This window comes from Spirosoma pollinicola (genome assembly GCF_002831565.1).
Taxonomy (GTDB): domain Bacteria; phylum Bacteroidota; class Bacteroidia; order Cytophagales; family Spirosomataceae; genus Spirosoma; species Spirosoma pollinicola.
On the sequence record NZ_CP025096.1, the window covers coordinates 3966329 to 3981548 of the forward strand.

A 15220-nucleotide genomic window follows, 5' to 3' on the forward strand; every position below is an offset into this window, starting at 1 on the left:
ACATGGAGGAGGATATAGATTTGCTGAAAAGGAGGCTCGTTCGTGAAAAGACAGCTCGGTTGCAGGCCGAAGCTATTCTCGAAAAGAAAGCGTTGGCGCTGTACAACGCGAACGAACAACTCCTGCACTTGAATGAAAATCTTGAACAGCAGATTCGCGATAAACTCGCCGAACTTCAGGAAAGTGAACAACGCTATCGACAACTTATCGAGTCCGTTCAGGATATTATCTACAAGATTTCTCCCAATGGATTTTTTACGTTTGTCAGCCCCGTTGTCGAAAAAATATTAGGGTACACACAATCCGAATTTCTGGGTAAACACTTCACCGAATTCATTCAGGCTGGTTACCGCATCTCGCTTATTGACTTCTATCAGTCTATGATGAAGCAGCGGCAGGATAGTACCTACAATGAGTTTCCGGTGGTTGCCAAGGATGGTAGTATCGTCTGGATCGGGCAAACCGTTAGGCTGATTGTGGTTGATGGGCATATTGAGGAACTGGTGGCGGTAGCGCGGGATGTGTCAGATCGGAAATTGGCCGAAACAGAGCTGGAAACAACCCAAACCCGGCTCGCAACGCTTATCACCAACTTACAATCGGGGGTGATGGTCGAAGACGAAAACGGACGGGTCATTTTAGCGAACCAGCTTTTCTGCGATATTTTTCAGATTCCCCTCACCGCCGATGAACTGATAGGCTACAATTGTTACGAAGCACGGCAGCAGGTAAAATCCCTGTTTGTACAGCCCGAAGCCTTTGTGGATCGGATGAATGAGCTGCTGGCCAATCGCAAGGCCTGTGTTGGCGAGGAAATCACTATGGTGAACGGTCGCACGATGGAGCTTGATTATATCCCTATTTTTCTGGACGATCATCAATACATGGGCCATTTGTGGAAATACACAGATGTGACCGAAAAGTACCTGGCACGCGAGCTTATCCGCCGAAGTGAAGAAAAGTACCGGGGCATCATGAATAACATGGAACTGGGGCTCTTTGAAGTTGACAATAACCAGATCATTGTTCGATCCTACGAGCGCTGCTGTAAAATGCTGGGCTACGCAGAGGAGGAGATGGTGGGTAAAAACGCATCCGAACTGTTGGTACCCGCCGAATTTCGGAATGTGGTAGAGCGGCAGCAAACAGAACGTCAAAAGGGCCTGGCTGGCTCCTATGAGCTGCAGTTGATCAAGAAAGATGGTAGCCGTATCTGGGTACTGGTTAGTGGTGTACCCATTCTCGATGAAAATGGCGTGATCGTTGGCTCTATGGGCATTCATTATGATATGAACGAGCGCAAACAGCTTGAGCAGGAACTGGCCAAGGCCAAACACTTTGCCGAAGAAGCGCAAGAGGCCGAAAAACAGTTTTTTGCGAATATGAGTCACGAAATCAGAACGCCACTCAATGCCATTATTGGTATGTCGCATCTGCTTTTCGACACGCAGCCATCCACGCAGCAACGCGAATACATTGATATCCTGAAAACATCGGCCGACTTCCTGCATAGCCTTATTTCCGATTTGCTGGACATGACAAAAATTGAAGCCGGACGCATTGAAGTTCACGCCCGGCCATTCGATCTGGCCGGATTGCTTCGCAGTACGCAGAAAGTATTTGAAATGAAACTTCATGATCGCCCAATATCAGTCAATGTGATGCTGGATTCCCGGATCAACGACGACTTTATCGGTGACGATGTCATGCTGAACCAAATTCTCATGAATCTGGTCGGGAATGCCGAAAAGTTTACCGAAGAAGGCCAGATTCAAATTATAGCCAAAGTCAAAAAAGAAGAAGCAGGTCGGCATTGGATCGAATTCACTGTTTCGGATACGGGTGTTGGTATACCCGATGAAAAACTGGACATGGTATTCCAGAAGTTTAAGCAGGTAAACCCCCAGGGATTCAAGCACAAAGGCACAGGCCTTGGCCTTGCTATTACAAAAGAACTGGTTGAGATTCAGGGCGGGACTATTTCTGTGTGGAGTCAGATCGGCTACGGCAGCACCTTCACCTTTGTTCTGCCTTATGGTAAGGCGTTGCCATCTGCCGAACCGAGTAAAACAACCGACAAACAGTTGCGCATTGTAGATGAACTAAAGACGTGCAACGTATTAATCGTTGAAGACAACCTTATGAATCAGACGTATATCGGAAGTTTGCTCAACAAATGGAATGTTCCCTATACCATGGCGTCGGATGGGAAGCAGGCGGTTGAGAAAGCGAAAAACAAGCAATTCGACATCATTCTGATGGACATCCAGATGCCCATCATGAATGGGTATGAGGCCACTGTGGCTATAAGGAGCACGCATAACCCCAATCAGAATACCCCCATTATCGCCCTTACGGCCTCGGCCATGCTCGATAACAAGAGCGTAGCGATGGAGGCAGGGATGAACGATTTTCTGACCAAGCCATTTGAGCCAGCCCAACTTTTAACGTTGCTACAGCAGTTTGCGCCTACCACGCAAATAGAAAGCGAGGGTTGTATTTTATTCGACAAGGCATTGGATCGACAGCGTTTATCGGAATTGTATGGAACCGATACGGGCTATGCCGCCGAAATGTTCGCTATGTTTCTGGTCGATATTGTTCCTGATATTCGTACCCTGCCAGACTTATGTCAGGAACAGAAATGGCCGGAACTGGCTAGTGCTGCCCACAGACTTAAGCCGACATTAGGGATGGTAGGGTTGTCGTTGCTGGAAGAAAAGATGAGACAATTAGAATACCATTCCCGTCAGGACATTAATCAGCAATGGCTTGAGGGGCATTGCCATGATCTTATGGAGGAGATTGATAAAGTACTACCCATTTTGGAAACAGAGCTGCAAAAGCTTTCTCTCGTATGAATCTGACTTGTATTATCGTTGAAGATGAACCTATGTCCCGCAGATCGCTGCAACGGCTTTGCGAGCAACATAGCTCATTAGAGGTACTGGGCGTATTTGATAATGCGATCCCGGCACTTGATTACCTGGCTGAGCATGAAGTAGATTTGATATGGCTCGATGTCGAAATGCCTGGGTTGTCGGGATTTGATTTGCTGGAGCAACTGCCCGCTATTCCGTATGTTATCTTAACCACCAGTAAGATAGAATATGCGTTTGAGGCCTTTCAGTACAACGTGACTGATTACCTCAAGAAGCCAATAACCCTGCCCCGATTCAACATAGCTGTCGAAAAGGTACTTGAGTTACACGCACGTCCCAAATCAACCTCGTCTGACGAGCGAAAGGAAATATACATTAAAACAGATGGTCGCTATATTCGACTGCCTTTTGACAGTATTTCCTACGTTGAAAACACCGGCGATTACGTCAAGATCTTTACCAACAGCCAAACGCATGTGGTGTATACAACCATGAAGTACCTCGAAGAAAAATTAGGGCTTCAGTTTCTGCGGGTGCACCGTTCTTATATCGTACACCTCGATAAGATTATTGATATAGAAGATAATACGTTGGTTATTAATAATAAAGTAATTCCTATCAGTCGGGCTAATAAGCCGGAGTTAATGAATCGACTTAATTTATTATAAGCTAATTCGTTTATTTAAAAGTTTATTATTGAATCTATTGGATTATTTGTCATAGTCAAAAAAATATATTGGTAATATTATAGTTTACGAACGTACTAATTATTAAAGTAGTTAATATAGGGGAAAATTTGTGCCGACTATCCCGCGCCCTTACCTCTTTTCCTATTGTCTACTTAACCTCACAACCTTGCTGTGTCGCTCTCAACGAATGTTTCTGATAAAGCTCTCCAGGCAGATCTGTTACGTACAATTCGTATCACGGAGGTAATAGTCCTTGACTATCCCACGAATGGGTACGAATTTCGTGGTCTGATTCGGGCGCACGATGATGCGGGCGTTATTGTACGGGAGCAACTTCTTCAGGCAAGACGCAAACCGGAGTGGCTGGTGAATGGGCGGTATCAGGGGCCGGGAGAGCTGTATATTATCGTGCAGTTTCGACCTGAGGGTAGCGAGCGATGGCACGGGATCGACCAGTTAACGGTACCACTCCGGAACCTGACCGATGGGCAGAGCAGTACAGATATTTTTTTACCATTACGGGGTTGGGATGAGGCTCCTCATATGCAGATTCGTATTCGGATCACCAACGAGCAGCATGAACACCGCATCGAGACGCCGTTAATACAATCACTCAACGACATCGCAGACTTAACTATAACAGGCTGTCCCTTTTTTGCGCCTAAAACTGCACCCGAACCATCGGTCAGAAAAACGCCTGTACCCGATATTCCGGATACCGTAATTGACCTGCCGCACTTAACAGCTCCTGAGCAGGTATTGGTTAAAGATGGCTGGAACAAGTTTCTGGCCTATCAGGATATGCTTATCGAGTTGTTTTTTGAGCGATTGCTCCATGAAGAACCCGAGTTGATTGACCTGTTCGGCGATGCTATTGATCTGGTGCCAGGTTACTTTTCCGCTCTTTTTGATGTAAGCGTTCGGCGACTGATGCCGCATAGCGAACGAATACTGCGCGAAAGCTACCGGGGCATCTACCCTGAACCAGCCGAAGGATTTAAAACAGTCAATGACTATGTTGGGCTACTAGCCGATCTGGGTATGCAGCCCACGCATTGGCTGAAGGCTCGCCAAGCCTGGGTCTGGGTGTTACAGCAGATTCCACACCTCGAAGAATATGATCGGGAAAACCTTGCCAAAGGTGAAGGCTCAGCCCTGTACCGGTTTTTTACGATAGCCATTCTGGGGCCGGCGCTGGAAGCATCCCGGCATTACGCCGAGGCTCTAACGCCCGAGATGATTCGCCTGATGCGACAGGCCGGCGACCGGCTGGCGGCCGATGCCCGCGTTATTGGTACAGATTTTTACCAAATCCTGTTCCAGACGCACCCCGACATTATACCCTATTTTAGTCGTACGGATATTGACGGCCTGACCGAACATTTGATGCAGGCTGTTGCGTTTCTGGTTCGGTCGCTGGACAACGGCATCAACATCGTTCAGGAACTGCGCGACCTGAGCCAGATACACACTAACTTTTCGGTGCCGCCGGAGGCCTACCCGAAACTGGTTGGGCCAATGATGAGCGTACTGAAAAAGTACATTCCTGAGTTTACTGTCGAACAGGAACATGCCTGGGAAATTCTGCTGACTCGCGTAACCAACGTACTGCGCCAGCCCATGATCAACCAGCAGCGTATACTGGCGCAGGCGAAAGACTATATCGATCAAATTAGCCAGGAACTAGCCTGGGATGCCGCTGATTGCGACCGTCGCTGGAGTGAAATCAAGCTCGAGATTCAGGCCACCGGCAGCTATACCCATACCTACGAAGAACTGGCCTATGGTGCCCAGTTAGCCTGGCGTAACTCGTCAAAGTGTATCGGGCGGATTTCCTGGCGTAATATGATCGTCAGGGATTTGCGCCACGTTACAGACCCCGATGAGATGTTTCGCGAATGCGCCGAACACCTGCGTATGGCCACCAACGGGGGGAATGTGCAGATTGTCATGAACGTGTTTCGTCCCAAAAAGCCGCTGGAACGGTGGGGACCGCGTATCTGGAACGCGCAGTATATTCGTTTTGCGGCCTATGAGCGGGAAGATGGTTCGGTGCTGGGCGACAGGGCCAATCTGGCACTAACGAAAACCCTCATCCGACAGGGATGGACACCCCCAACGCAAAAAACGGCTTATGATACGCTGCCTCTCGTGATCGACGTGCCCGGTCAGGCACCAAAGATGTACCAGTTCGGCGACGACGATGTGCTGAAGGTGCCCATCGAGCATCCGGCTTATCCGGCTGTTGCTGCCCTTGACATGAAGTGGTGTGCGGTACCGGCTATTTCTAATTTCAAGATGGAAATAGGGGGAATCCAGTATGGCTGTATCCCATTCAATGGCTGGTTCATGGAAACCGAAATTGCCCGGAATCTTTGGGAAGATGGCCGTTACGAGAAAGCCAGTGACATTGCCAGGGCCATTGGCCTGGATACGTCAAGCGAACAAACGCTCTGGCGCGACCGTGCGTTTCTGGAGTTGAACGCGGCTGTGCTGCACTCGTTTTCCAAAGCGAGGGTAACACTGGTCGATCACCAGACGGCGGCCCGCCAGTTTTTGACGCATGACCTGCGCGAAAAGCGGGCCGGTCGCGAGTGCCCGGCCCAATGGTCGTGGGTGGTGCCTTCGGCGGGGGGGAGTGTAACGCCCGTCTGGCACCACGAAATGCGCGATTTCTTCCTCAGTCCCAGTTACCATTATGCCGCCGACAGATGGGTGGTGATTTACGATGAATTGATGGCCAGCGATGACGTGGCTGGCAGCGATCTGGCAGGTACCCAAGTGCATGTTCAGGCTCACCGTCCCGATCGTACGACTGCCCCGGAGCATCGTCCCCGGCGCGTGCTCATTCTCTATGGTTCAGAAACAGGCACCGCCGAAAGCTACGCCCGAAAAACAGCGCGACGGCTAAGCCGGTATCAGCCCCGTGTGATGGCCCTCGACGAATATGATGTATCCTGTCTGGGTCAGGAAGATTTGCTGCTTGTGGTTACGTCGACATTCCGGGATGGCGATTTGCCGGGTAATGCCCAGAAATTTCAGGCCCGGATTCTGGCACAGCCGCCGGGAAAATTCCGGGAATTGAATTTTTCGGTGATGGCGCTGGGAAGCACTATTTATCCGCATTTCTGTGCGGGCGGGGCAACGCTGGATCGTGAGCTGGCGCGTGTAGGCGGTAACCGTGTCATCACCATGCATAAAGGCGATGAGATTAGAGGTCAGGCCGATACATTTCGACAATGGCTCGACCTTGTTGCCCGCCTATTGGGCGAAGATCCAACCAGTGCCGACTTATCGACTACCGCCAGCAGCCAACTGGCCGTCTCGTTTTTAGCATCTCATCAGGTGCCAGCAACAGACAGTAAAATACGCCAGCAACTGTTGCCCGGCGTTGTTGTTCCAATTGTCGAAAATAGAGAGTTGCTGAAGGAGGTTATTATTGGAAGTCGCTCAACGCGCTTTATTTCGCTGAACATTAGCGGGACTGATCAGACCTACGAAACCGGCGACCATGTGGCGATCTATCCGCATAACCCACCCGATTTGGTACAACGTATGGCCAGTCGCCTGAGAATTAATCCGGATGCCTGGTTCACAACGTCATTAGTCAATAGCTCCGGACACGCGATTGATGGAGAACATGCGTATCCCGAGCCTGTCAGGGTAGGGCAGGTGTTGACCGAAGATCTGGACCTGACCATTCGCGAACCCTACGACGAATTGTTAAATGCGCTCCTGAAATCTGTCGAATCGCCAATCGAAAAAGAACGGCTGGAAGTCTGGCTGGACATACTAAATGGCCAAAACAATCTTGACGCCTGCGTCGCTCTGAAAAAGCATCTTGCCGATACCTTTCCTACCATAGTCGATTTGCTGGATGTTTTTCCGTCGGCACACCTGTCGTTTGCGCAGCTTATTGAGTTATTGCCTAAACAGAAGCCGCGTTTTTATTCCATATCATCCTGCTCGCTGGTGCACCCGGAACAGATTCACCTCACAGTGGGCGTGGTCCAGATAACGACCGATGCGGGCAAAGTTATTTCGGGTTTATGTTCTAACTATCTGGCCGGGCTGGAGCCGGGGGCTACTGTTCGAATAGGCGTTCGTTCGTCTACATTTCGTCCTCCCGTCGACCCGCACGCCCCTATGCTGATGGTTGGGGCGGGTACGGGCCTGTCGCCATTGCTTGGTTTTCTGCACCATCGCGAGGTTCAGCTTCAGGCCATACACAGAGCCAACCCTTATTCTCTAAATGACTATGAGACAATAACACCAATGCCGGCGCATATCGGTCATGCCCGCTTGTTTTTTGGCTGTCGAAATCTGAACGACTACTTATATCAGCACGAGTTGGAAACCTGGCACGAAGCCGGTGTACTGACGCATCTGGATGTGGCTTTCTCTCGACTCGATGAAGAGAAAATATACGTTCAGGACCTGATAGGCCAGCAAAGTAATGGCCTTTGGGAAGTGCTCTCTCAGCCCGATTGTCATTATTACGTTTGTGGTGATGCCCAGATGGCCGATGAAGTTTTCGACGTACTGATGACCATTGCCAAAACAAAAGGTGGCCTGTCGCATGCCGAAGCTATCAATTTCTTCCGGCAAATGCAGTCCGAAAATCGCTTTGTGATGGATGTGTGGGGCGTGTTAATCAACGCTAAGAAATCACTCATCGACTTACAGGAAACGAAATACGCGCAGGGCGAACGCTGGCTGGAACGAGTGTCGGTGTAAAGGGGCTAGTTTGATTAAATAATGTGTAATCAAAAAAAAGAGGTTTAACCACAGAGGCACAGAGAGCACAGAGGTTTAAACGGGCTAATTTCTTCCCCATTTAAACCTCTGTGCTCTCTGTGCCTCTGTGGTTAAACCTCTTTTTTTACACGATAGAAATTAGTCCACCTCCGGCGAATAGCCGTATTTATCCTTACGAATCTGTAACCAGTCTTTTACGGTTCCGCCTTTCGTAAAATGGTCGTCTTCATCCTGAATTTCCTGGTCCCACTCATAATCGACCGCAAAGCGGCCCTGCGCCGAAACGGTCATTTGAATGCTATTGGCCGGAGGATTTCCTTCACTTGCCCGATTGGTAAATAACTCCGGGAGAACGTCAATCACTTCGTCCGGGAATTCAGTCGATAATACCTGTACGTCTCCCGATGCATCGAGGTAGGTGCCGTCGCATTCGGCATCGTTGGTCGACGCCAGATACCGGATGTTAAGTTCGGCTATCGTCCAGGGCTCGGTAATTACCTCGTTGACCGCCGTTGTCAATAAGTCAAAAATCGTTTCGGTTTTCATTGATTGTATGGGTACGGCTGCCAGAAAAGCAACGTTTACGTAGTAACAACGTTTTGGGCAAAAGTATTTGTACCCATGGGCTTCAGCCCGTGTTATCATGAAGAAAAAAAAAACACGGGCTGAAGCCCGTGGGTACGATCAGTTCGGTTTTGCTTTATCGAAATACTGCCGCATAAACAGCATCTGGTAGGTTACCGCATTGGTCCAGTAATTCCAGTTGTGGCCACCGGGGCGGGTGATGTAGTCATGGGCAATGTTACGTTCCAGGAGTTTGTCGTGTAGGTTGTTATTGACCCGAAAGAAAAAGTCTTCGCTGCCGCAGTCAATAATCAACGCCAGGGCACCCGGCGTGAGTAGATGGAGTAAATTTATGACCGTATTTTGCTCCCATCGCTCCGGAAACTGCGCATACGTACCCAGCCGTTTTGCCATGTCCCAATTGCTGGGAAACGGCCGGATGTCGACCCCGCCACTCATGCTGCCCGCCACGCCAAAAACAGACTGATGTCTGAATGCCAGATAAAGTGCTCCATGCCCGCCCATACTCAGGCCCGTAATGGCGCGTCCTGCTCGATTTTTGATGGTTTTATAATGGCTATCAACCCAGTTAACCAGTTCATCGGCTACATAGGTTTCGTATTTAAAAGAGGGGTCGGCGGGGCTATCGAAATACCAACTGCCAACATTGCCATCGGGACAAACGATAATCACGTTGTGCAGATCGGCGGCATTTGTGATCGTGGGTACTTTTTTGATCCAGTCGCTGTAGTTGCCGCCGTAGCCATGAAGCAAGTATACAACTGGTAGCTCCTGCCCGGCAGTGTACGAATCGGGCGTGACAATAACCGCTTTGATCATTTTCTTCATAGACGAGCTATACGTAGCGACCGTGTCGACGGTAGCCGCCCCAATGGAGAAATGGAAAAAGGCAAACAGGCCGAAAAGAAGTAAGGTACGTAGCAAATTCATGGGAGTAAGATTACGAAACACCCCGAAATAAGGCTACTTGATAGTATCGCTACCCATTTGAGGTGAATATTTCCGGGGAAAGGTGAGAGTGGGACTGTACTGTGGTTGATGAAGCGGTTCGTAACAGGTTTGTAAATAAAGAAAGCCCTTACAACAAGCATAAGGGCTTTCTCTGTGAAGTGGTAGTCTCGACGGGAATCGAACCCGTATCAAGCGTTTAGGAAACGCTTATTCTATCCGTTGAACTACGAGACCAAAAAAGGAGCGGTCAACGTGACCGCTCGCTTTGCATTGCAAAATTGCTGAAAATCCATCAACCAGCCAAACCGTCGCCAAACTCCTCTGCCGATTCGGAGAGGGGAATGCTGATCCAGTTGGGGTAAATGAAGTAATGTTTCTCTTTGACAAGATCATAAAGTAACTCACGCAGTTCGCCCACGTTCTCACCGGTTTCAGCAGAGATAAACGCCACGTAATCTGCTTTTTGGGCCAAATACGTTTTCTTGAGGTATTCCAGCGCGGTTTTCCGTTGTACCGCTATCGGAATCATCACCTCTTCTCCGCCGTTGAATACTTCGTCTTCCTCCGGTAATTCGGCTTTTTCTGTCCAGGATGCTTTTGGTGAAAATCGGTCCATTTTGTTGAAGACCAGTACCATTGGCTTATCGGCGGCTTTGATGTCGGCCAGCGTTGCGTTGACGACTTCAATCTGCTCCTCAAAATTAGGGTGCGATACGTCGACAACGTGAACTAGGATATCGGCTTCGCGAACCTCATCGAGCGTCGACTTGAACGACTCGATCAGCATTGTAGGCAGTTTACGGATAAACCCAACAGTGTCGGTCAGCAGGAACGGGATGTTGCCCAGCGTCACTTTTCGCACCGTCGAATCGACCGTAGCGAATAGTTTGTTCTCGGCAAACACCTCGGCTTTTGCCAGCGTACGCATTAGCGTCGACTTGCCTACGTTGGTGTACCCAACCAGAGCCACGCGCACTAAGCGGTCCCGTTCCTTTCGGCGGGTAACGCTTTGCTTGTCGATCTTGGCGAGCTTTTCCTTCAAAAACGAAATACGGTCTTTCACAAGCCGACGGTCGGTTTCAAGTTCTTTCTCCCCTGGTCCACGCATCCCCACGCCCCCTTTCTGGCTGGTTAAGTGGCTCCACATCCGGGTCAGGCGAGGGTACATATACTGGTATTGCGCCAGCTCGACCTGTACCCGCGACTGGGCCGTTTGCGCCCGCATCGAGAAAATATTCAGGATGAGCAGACTCCGGTCAAGTACTTTTATATCCTTGAAACTATCTTCCAGGTTTCGTACCTGCGATGGCGTTAAATCATCGTCGAAAATAACACAGTCAACCGGATTGTCGAGAATGTATGTCTGGATTTCTTCCAGTTTACCTTTACCAACAAACGTCCGGTTATCGGGATGTTCGAGTTTTTGGGTAAACGATTTGACTGTTGTAACACCCGACGTTTCGGCCAGGAAAGCCAGCTCGTCGAGGTAATCTTTTGTTTGGTCGGCCGTTTGCTTTTGCGTAATCAGCGCGACCAACACAGCGGTTTCGGGTGGTTTATGTGTATCGACCATGTAAGTTCATTAGGTTGATTAGGTATTTATCGCGGGTGAACAACGAACTGAATCGTGTCCAGAAAAGCGATAAGCCTGTAAATTATAACGGGTCATATTCTGTAAAAGTTTCGGCTGATTTTCGGTGGGATAAACGCCATATCTTGAAGATATGGCGTTTATCCCACTAACCAAAAACTAAACCTGAATCGTTTTCCATCGTCCCCGGCGGAAAACCAGGACGGCAATTCCCGCCAGTAACGTCTCACTGATGGCCACCGACCAGAATACACCCGGAGGGCCCCAGTTCAGCACATGGGCCAGCGTATAGGCCAACGGGATTTCAACGACCCAAAAGCACACAATGTTAATGAGCGTGGGGGTACGGGTATCGCCAGCGCCGTTGAGCGACTGACTCAGTACCATACCATACGCCATAAACAGGTAGCCGAGACAGAACACCCGCAGGCATTCGACAGCAATAGCTACCACACGGACGTTGTTGTCGAACAGGCCGACAATAGGCGTGGCTCCAAGAAAAAAACCAATGCCAACGGCCGCTAAAAAGAGCATGTTGCAGAAAGCCGCCCGCCAGGCGGAGGTTTCGGCACGTTCGGGCTGACCAGCCCCTAAATTCTGCCCAACCAGCGTGGCGGCTGCATTGGCAAGGCCCCACGAAGGCAAAATGGTAAACACAATAATGCGGATGGCGATGGTATAGCCTGCCACCACATCGCTGCCGAAGGTCGACAAAATCCGCGTCAGGAATATCCAGCTTGCCGAACCTACCAGAAACTGGCTGGTTCCGCCAATGGCTAGGGTAAGCAGATTCCGGATGAGGCCCGTATCGGGAGCCACATCGGAGCGAAGCACCTGTATGGCACCTTTTACCCGCGTCAGGGCATTAAGCTGGTACAAAACGCCTACCGTTCGACCAATAGTCGTTGCCACCGCCGACCCCATAACGCCAAGTTCCGGGAAGGGCCCCAGTCCAAAAATAAACACCGGGCACAGCACGATGTTAAATCCATTGGCCAGCCAAAGTGACCGCATCGCTACAGAAGCATCGCCCGAGCCGCGCAGGCAGCCGCTCAGGGTATAAAGCAGCATGATGGCGGGGGAACTGGCAAAAATCATCCGGGTAAATCCGGCGCCGTTGCGAATCAGCTTCTCGTCGCTGCCCATGAGCCGCAGGATGTCCTCGGCAAATACAAAGCCGACTACGCCCATTAGTAGCCCCATAGCAACGGACACGAGAATGACCTGCCCAACCACTGTGGCGGCCCCCCGGTGATTAACTTCGCCAATCCGGCGGGATACCAGGGCCGTGGCAGCTGTGCTGAGGCCAATGGCAATCGAATACACGATGGTCAGGACAGATTCTGTCAGGCCCACGGTGGCGATGGCTTCTGTGCCAATTTTAGCGACAAAGAAAACGTCCACAACCGCAAACAGCGACTCCATCACCATCTCCAGTATCATCGGGACCGACAACAGAAAGATAGCCCGGTTGATGCTGCCAGTTGTAAAATTGGTTTCCGAGCCACGCAAGGCGACCAGGAATAACCGAAAGAATTTGGTCATTGACACAAGAAAATAAACAACCAATGGTTGTCGGGATCGAACGAATGATGTGAAAACGGGAGCCGCTGTCTGATTTATCAGAAAGGGCGCAGTCCGACAGATTTGCCGTCGGCAGAAATCAGAGAAGAAAGGAAAACCGACGTGGCGGTTTTTAAGCGAGGAAAATCATGGGCTTTGACGAACCGCCAGCGCGGCCACAGTTAAGACTGCAAAACTACGGGTTTCTTTCCGAAGAAACCAAATACAGTTGAGTTAACGGTCATTAGACCACCCCCAACCGAAGCGTCGGACCGTCCCCTCCTAAAACAGGAGGGGGCTTTGTAACGGGGTACCCTTGTTCTGGCCCCCTCCTGTTTTAGGAGGGGACGGTCCGACGCTTCGGTTGGGGGTGGTCCCTTCGGTTGGGCCGGGCGGCCGGTGCCGGTGGTAAAAATAAGTCGGGTGATGAACTCGTTGATTGAGGTGTTACCGTTTAAAATGATCTTTCGCATGTAAAACCAAACTGGAAGTATATCGTTTTATAACAATGGATTCCTACCCGCTTACTATCAATGATATAGCCAAATTTCTGGACGATGAGTTGGCTGTTCACCGCTATTCTCCCGACGAAAAGGGAGGTGTTTATCGGCCATCCGATCAACCGGTCAGCCGGATAGGCCTGGCGCTGGAGCCCTTTGCCGACATAGCAACCTGGGTAACCGACATGGATTTAGATGCTCTTTGGCTACACCGTCACTGGCAACTGGACATGGCGCATTTGCCGACTGATGTTGGTGTTCTTGCGCATCATTTACCGTTCGATGAAGCGCTTACAATGGGCTACAATACCCGTTTAGGCAGTCAGTTAGATGCCCTGGGTACGCCAGAGCCGTTGGGCTACAAGCAGGATGCGACGGGGGAAAAAGAAGTACTCCCTCAACGGCCTATCGGGATGCTGATCGATGTGCCTGAACAGGAGTTCGATTATTGGCTAAATCGGGTAAAAAACCTGTTCGGAGGCTATGACCGGGCCGAAGCTGGTCATGGTTCTTCTGGTTGGCTGTCTACCAATTCCCGCATTGCTGTAGTTGGCGCTATGACTGATGCACTCATTCGGGAGGCCGCCGATCGTGGGGCACACCTGTACCTGACGGGTGCGTATCGAAAACCCGGTCAGCAGGCCGTTGATGAAACGGGCATCGCTGTTATTGCGGTAGGGCACCGCCGGTGCGAAGAGTGGGGTCTACAGGCGCTGGCCGACTTGCTGAACGAACGTTTACCCGTCGAGTGCGTGGTTCATCACCAGCCGCAAGTGGTCAGAGGTTAAGCTCAGGCAATATCGCGGGGATCATCGGCAATGCGGGTATTATCATAAAACGTATCCATCAGGGCCATGTCTTCGTCGGAGATCGTGAAATCAAAGACGTTGAAATTTTCCTGAATGCGTTCGCGCTTCACTGATTTCGGAATTGTAACGACGCCATGCTGTAACGACCACCGTATCAAGAGCTGGTACGTCGATTTTTCATATTTTTCGGCCAACTCTACAAGTTTAGGATCGTTTTGTTTTTCACCCCGCACCAGAGGGGCATAGCCTTCGGTCTGAATATTCTTCTGGTGATGGTAATCAAGCACTTCGGGCAGGTAAGAGTAAGGACTTAGCTCAATCTGATTGATGGCCGGTGTAATTTGGGCCTGTGTCAGCAACTCATCCAGGTGAGACGGGTAGTGATTGGAAACACCAATGGCCCGGGCGCGGCCGTCGGAGTAAATTTTTTCGAGAGCCCTCCAGGTCTCGTGCCGATGTTCTTTTATTGGCCAATGGATCAGGTATAAATCCACCACGTCGATACTCAATCGTTCCAGGCTTCGGTTAAAGGCGCGTATCGTTTTGTTATACCCCTGGTCTTCATTCCAGACCTTGGTCGTAATAAATATATCGCTTCTAGGGATACCGCTTGATCGTATGGCATCGGCAACTTCGCGTTCGTTGCCATACGCAGCGGCTGTATCAATTAATCGACAACCCGCTTCGAGTGCCCATTCAATGGCCGATTGTACCTCATCATTCTGTTTTGGGGCATAAACGCCAAGACCCAGTAGCGGCATTTCGACACCGTTATTCAGTGTTGTAGATGGTATAATCATGCTCTAGAATTGTTTCATATATAATAATGTAAATTTCGGACAAGATGTTTTAAGAAACTCACAATTTGGTAAGCGAAGCTAACTAATAAGTG

10 protein-coding genes and 1 tRNA gene are annotated in these 15220 nt (G+C 50.1%); 4 read left to right on the plus strand and 7 right to left on the minus strand.

Annotated elements, in window-relative coordinates:
• Positions 1-2 precede the first annotated feature (2 nt).
• From CWM47_RS16670 to CWM47_RS16680, 3 genes are all read left to right on the plus strand, one after another.
• Positions 3-2861 carry a PAS domain-containing hybrid sensor histidine kinase/response regulator gene (locus CWM47_RS16670; protein WP_100989391.1) on the plus strand — a complete coding sequence of 953 codons (2859 nt, stop codon included), beginning with the start codon at positions 3-5 and terminating at the stop codon, positions 2859-2861.
• The gene (locus CWM47_RS16675; protein WP_100989392.1) at positions 2858-3550 is read left to right on the plus strand and encodes a LytR/AlgR family response regulator transcription factor; all 693 of its coding nucleotides are present in this window, start codon (positions 2858-2860) and stop codon (positions 3548-3550) included. The genes CWM47_RS16670 and CWM47_RS16675 overlap by 4 nt, the downstream gene beginning before the upstream one ends.
• Positions 3551-3742: 192 nt before the next feature.
• The gene (locus CWM47_RS16680) at positions 3743-8308 is read left to right on the plus strand and encodes a nitric oxide synthase oxygenase (RefSeq protein ID WP_100989393.1); all 4566 of its coding nucleotides are present in this window, start codon (positions 3743-3745) and stop codon (positions 8306-8308) included.
• 159 nt (positions 8309-8467) lie between these two features.
• On the opposite strand, the gene CWM47_RS16685 is transcribed toward CWM47_RS16680, so the two are convergent.
• The 6 genes from CWM47_RS16685 to CWM47_RS16710 all read right to left on the minus strand — a co-directional run bounded on the left by CWM47_RS16685 (position 8468) and on the right by CWM47_RS16710 (position 13492).
• Positions 8468-8875, minus strand: coding sequence for a hypothetical protein (locus tag CWM47_RS16685; protein ID WP_100989394.1), 408 nt, complete (start codon positions 8873-8875; stop codon positions 8468-8470).
• A 138-nt stretch (positions 8876-9013) separates the two neighbouring features.
• On the minus strand, positions 9014-9844 hold the full coding sequence (locus CWM47_RS16690; RefSeq protein WP_100989395.1) for an alpha/beta hydrolase: 831 nt from the start codon (positions 9842-9844) through the stop codon (positions 9014-9016).
• Between the two features lie 180 nt (positions 9845-10024).
• Positions 10025-10099, minus strand: a tRNA-Arg gene (locus CWM47_RS16695).
• 58 nt (positions 10100-10157) lie between these two features.
• Positions 10158-11438 (minus strand): GTPase HflX, encoded by a 1281-nt coding sequence (gene hflX, locus CWM47_RS16700; RefSeq protein WP_100989396.1) that lies wholly within the window; start codon positions 11436-11438, stop codon positions 10158-10160.
• Positions 11439-11615: 177 nt separating this feature from the next.
• Positions 11616-13001: an MATE family efflux transporter gene (locus CWM47_RS16705; protein WP_100989397.1), complete on the minus strand. Its 1386-nt coding sequence runs from the start codon at positions 12999-13001 to the stop codon at positions 11616-11618.
• A 200-nt stretch (positions 13002-13201) separates the two neighbouring features.
• On the minus strand, positions 13202-13492 hold the full coding sequence (locus tag CWM47_RS16710; protein WP_100989398.1) for a hypothetical protein: 291 nt from the start codon (positions 13490-13492) through the stop codon (positions 13202-13204).
• A 35-nt stretch (positions 13493-13527) separates the two neighbouring features.
• Here CWM47_RS16710 and CWM47_RS16715 point away from each other — a divergent pair, with 35 nt between their 5' ends.
• Positions 13528-14307, plus strand: coding sequence for a Nif3-like dinuclear metal center hexameric protein (locus tag CWM47_RS16715; RefSeq protein ID WP_100989399.1), 780 nt, complete (start codon positions 13528-13530; stop codon positions 14305-14307).
• Positions 14308-14309: 2 nt separating this feature from the next.
• Here CWM47_RS16715 and CWM47_RS16720 read toward each other — a convergent pair whose 3' ends face one another.
• Positions 14310-15128 (minus strand): aldo/keto reductase, encoded by an 819-nt coding sequence (locus CWM47_RS16720; RefSeq protein ID WP_100989400.1) that lies wholly within the window; start codon positions 15126-15128, stop codon positions 14310-14312.
• Between the last annotated feature and the right edge of the window lie 92 nt (positions 15129-15220).

Coding starts and splice junctions, on each gene's coding strand:
- CWM47_RS16710 (WP_100989398.1), bottom strand. CDS start 13,492: ATGCGAAAGATCATTTTAAACGGTAACACCTCAATCAACGAGTTCATC.
- hflX (WP_100989396.1), bottom strand. CDS start 11,438: ATGGTCGATACACATAAACCACCCGAAACCGCTGTGTTGGTCGCGCTG.
- CWM47_RS16690 (WP_100989395.1), bottom strand. CDS start 9,844: ATGAATTTGCTACGTACCTTACTTCTTTTCGGCCTGTTTGCCTTTTTC.
- CWM47_RS16685 (WP_100989394.1), bottom strand. CDS start 8,875: ATGAAAACCGAAACGATTTTTGACTTATTGACAACGGCGGTCAACGAG.
- CWM47_RS16675 (WP_100989392.1), top strand. CDS start 2,858: ATGAATCTGACTTGTATTATCGTTGAAGATGAACCTATGTCCCGCAGA.
- CWM47_RS16670 (WP_100989391.1), top strand. CDS start 3: ATGGAGGAGGATATAGATTTGCTGAAAAGGAGGCTCGTTCGTGAAAAG.
- CWM47_RS16720 (WP_100989400.1), bottom strand. CDS start 15,128: ATGATTATACCATCTACAACACTGAATAACGGTGTCGAAATGCCGCTA.
- CWM47_RS16705 (WP_100989397.1), bottom strand. CDS start 13,001: ATGACCAAATTCTTTCGGTTATTCCTGGTCGCCTTGCGTGGCTCGGAA.
- CWM47_RS16715 (WP_100989399.1), top strand. CDS start 13,528: ATGGATTCCTACCCGCTTACTATCAATGATATAGCCAAATTTCTGGAC.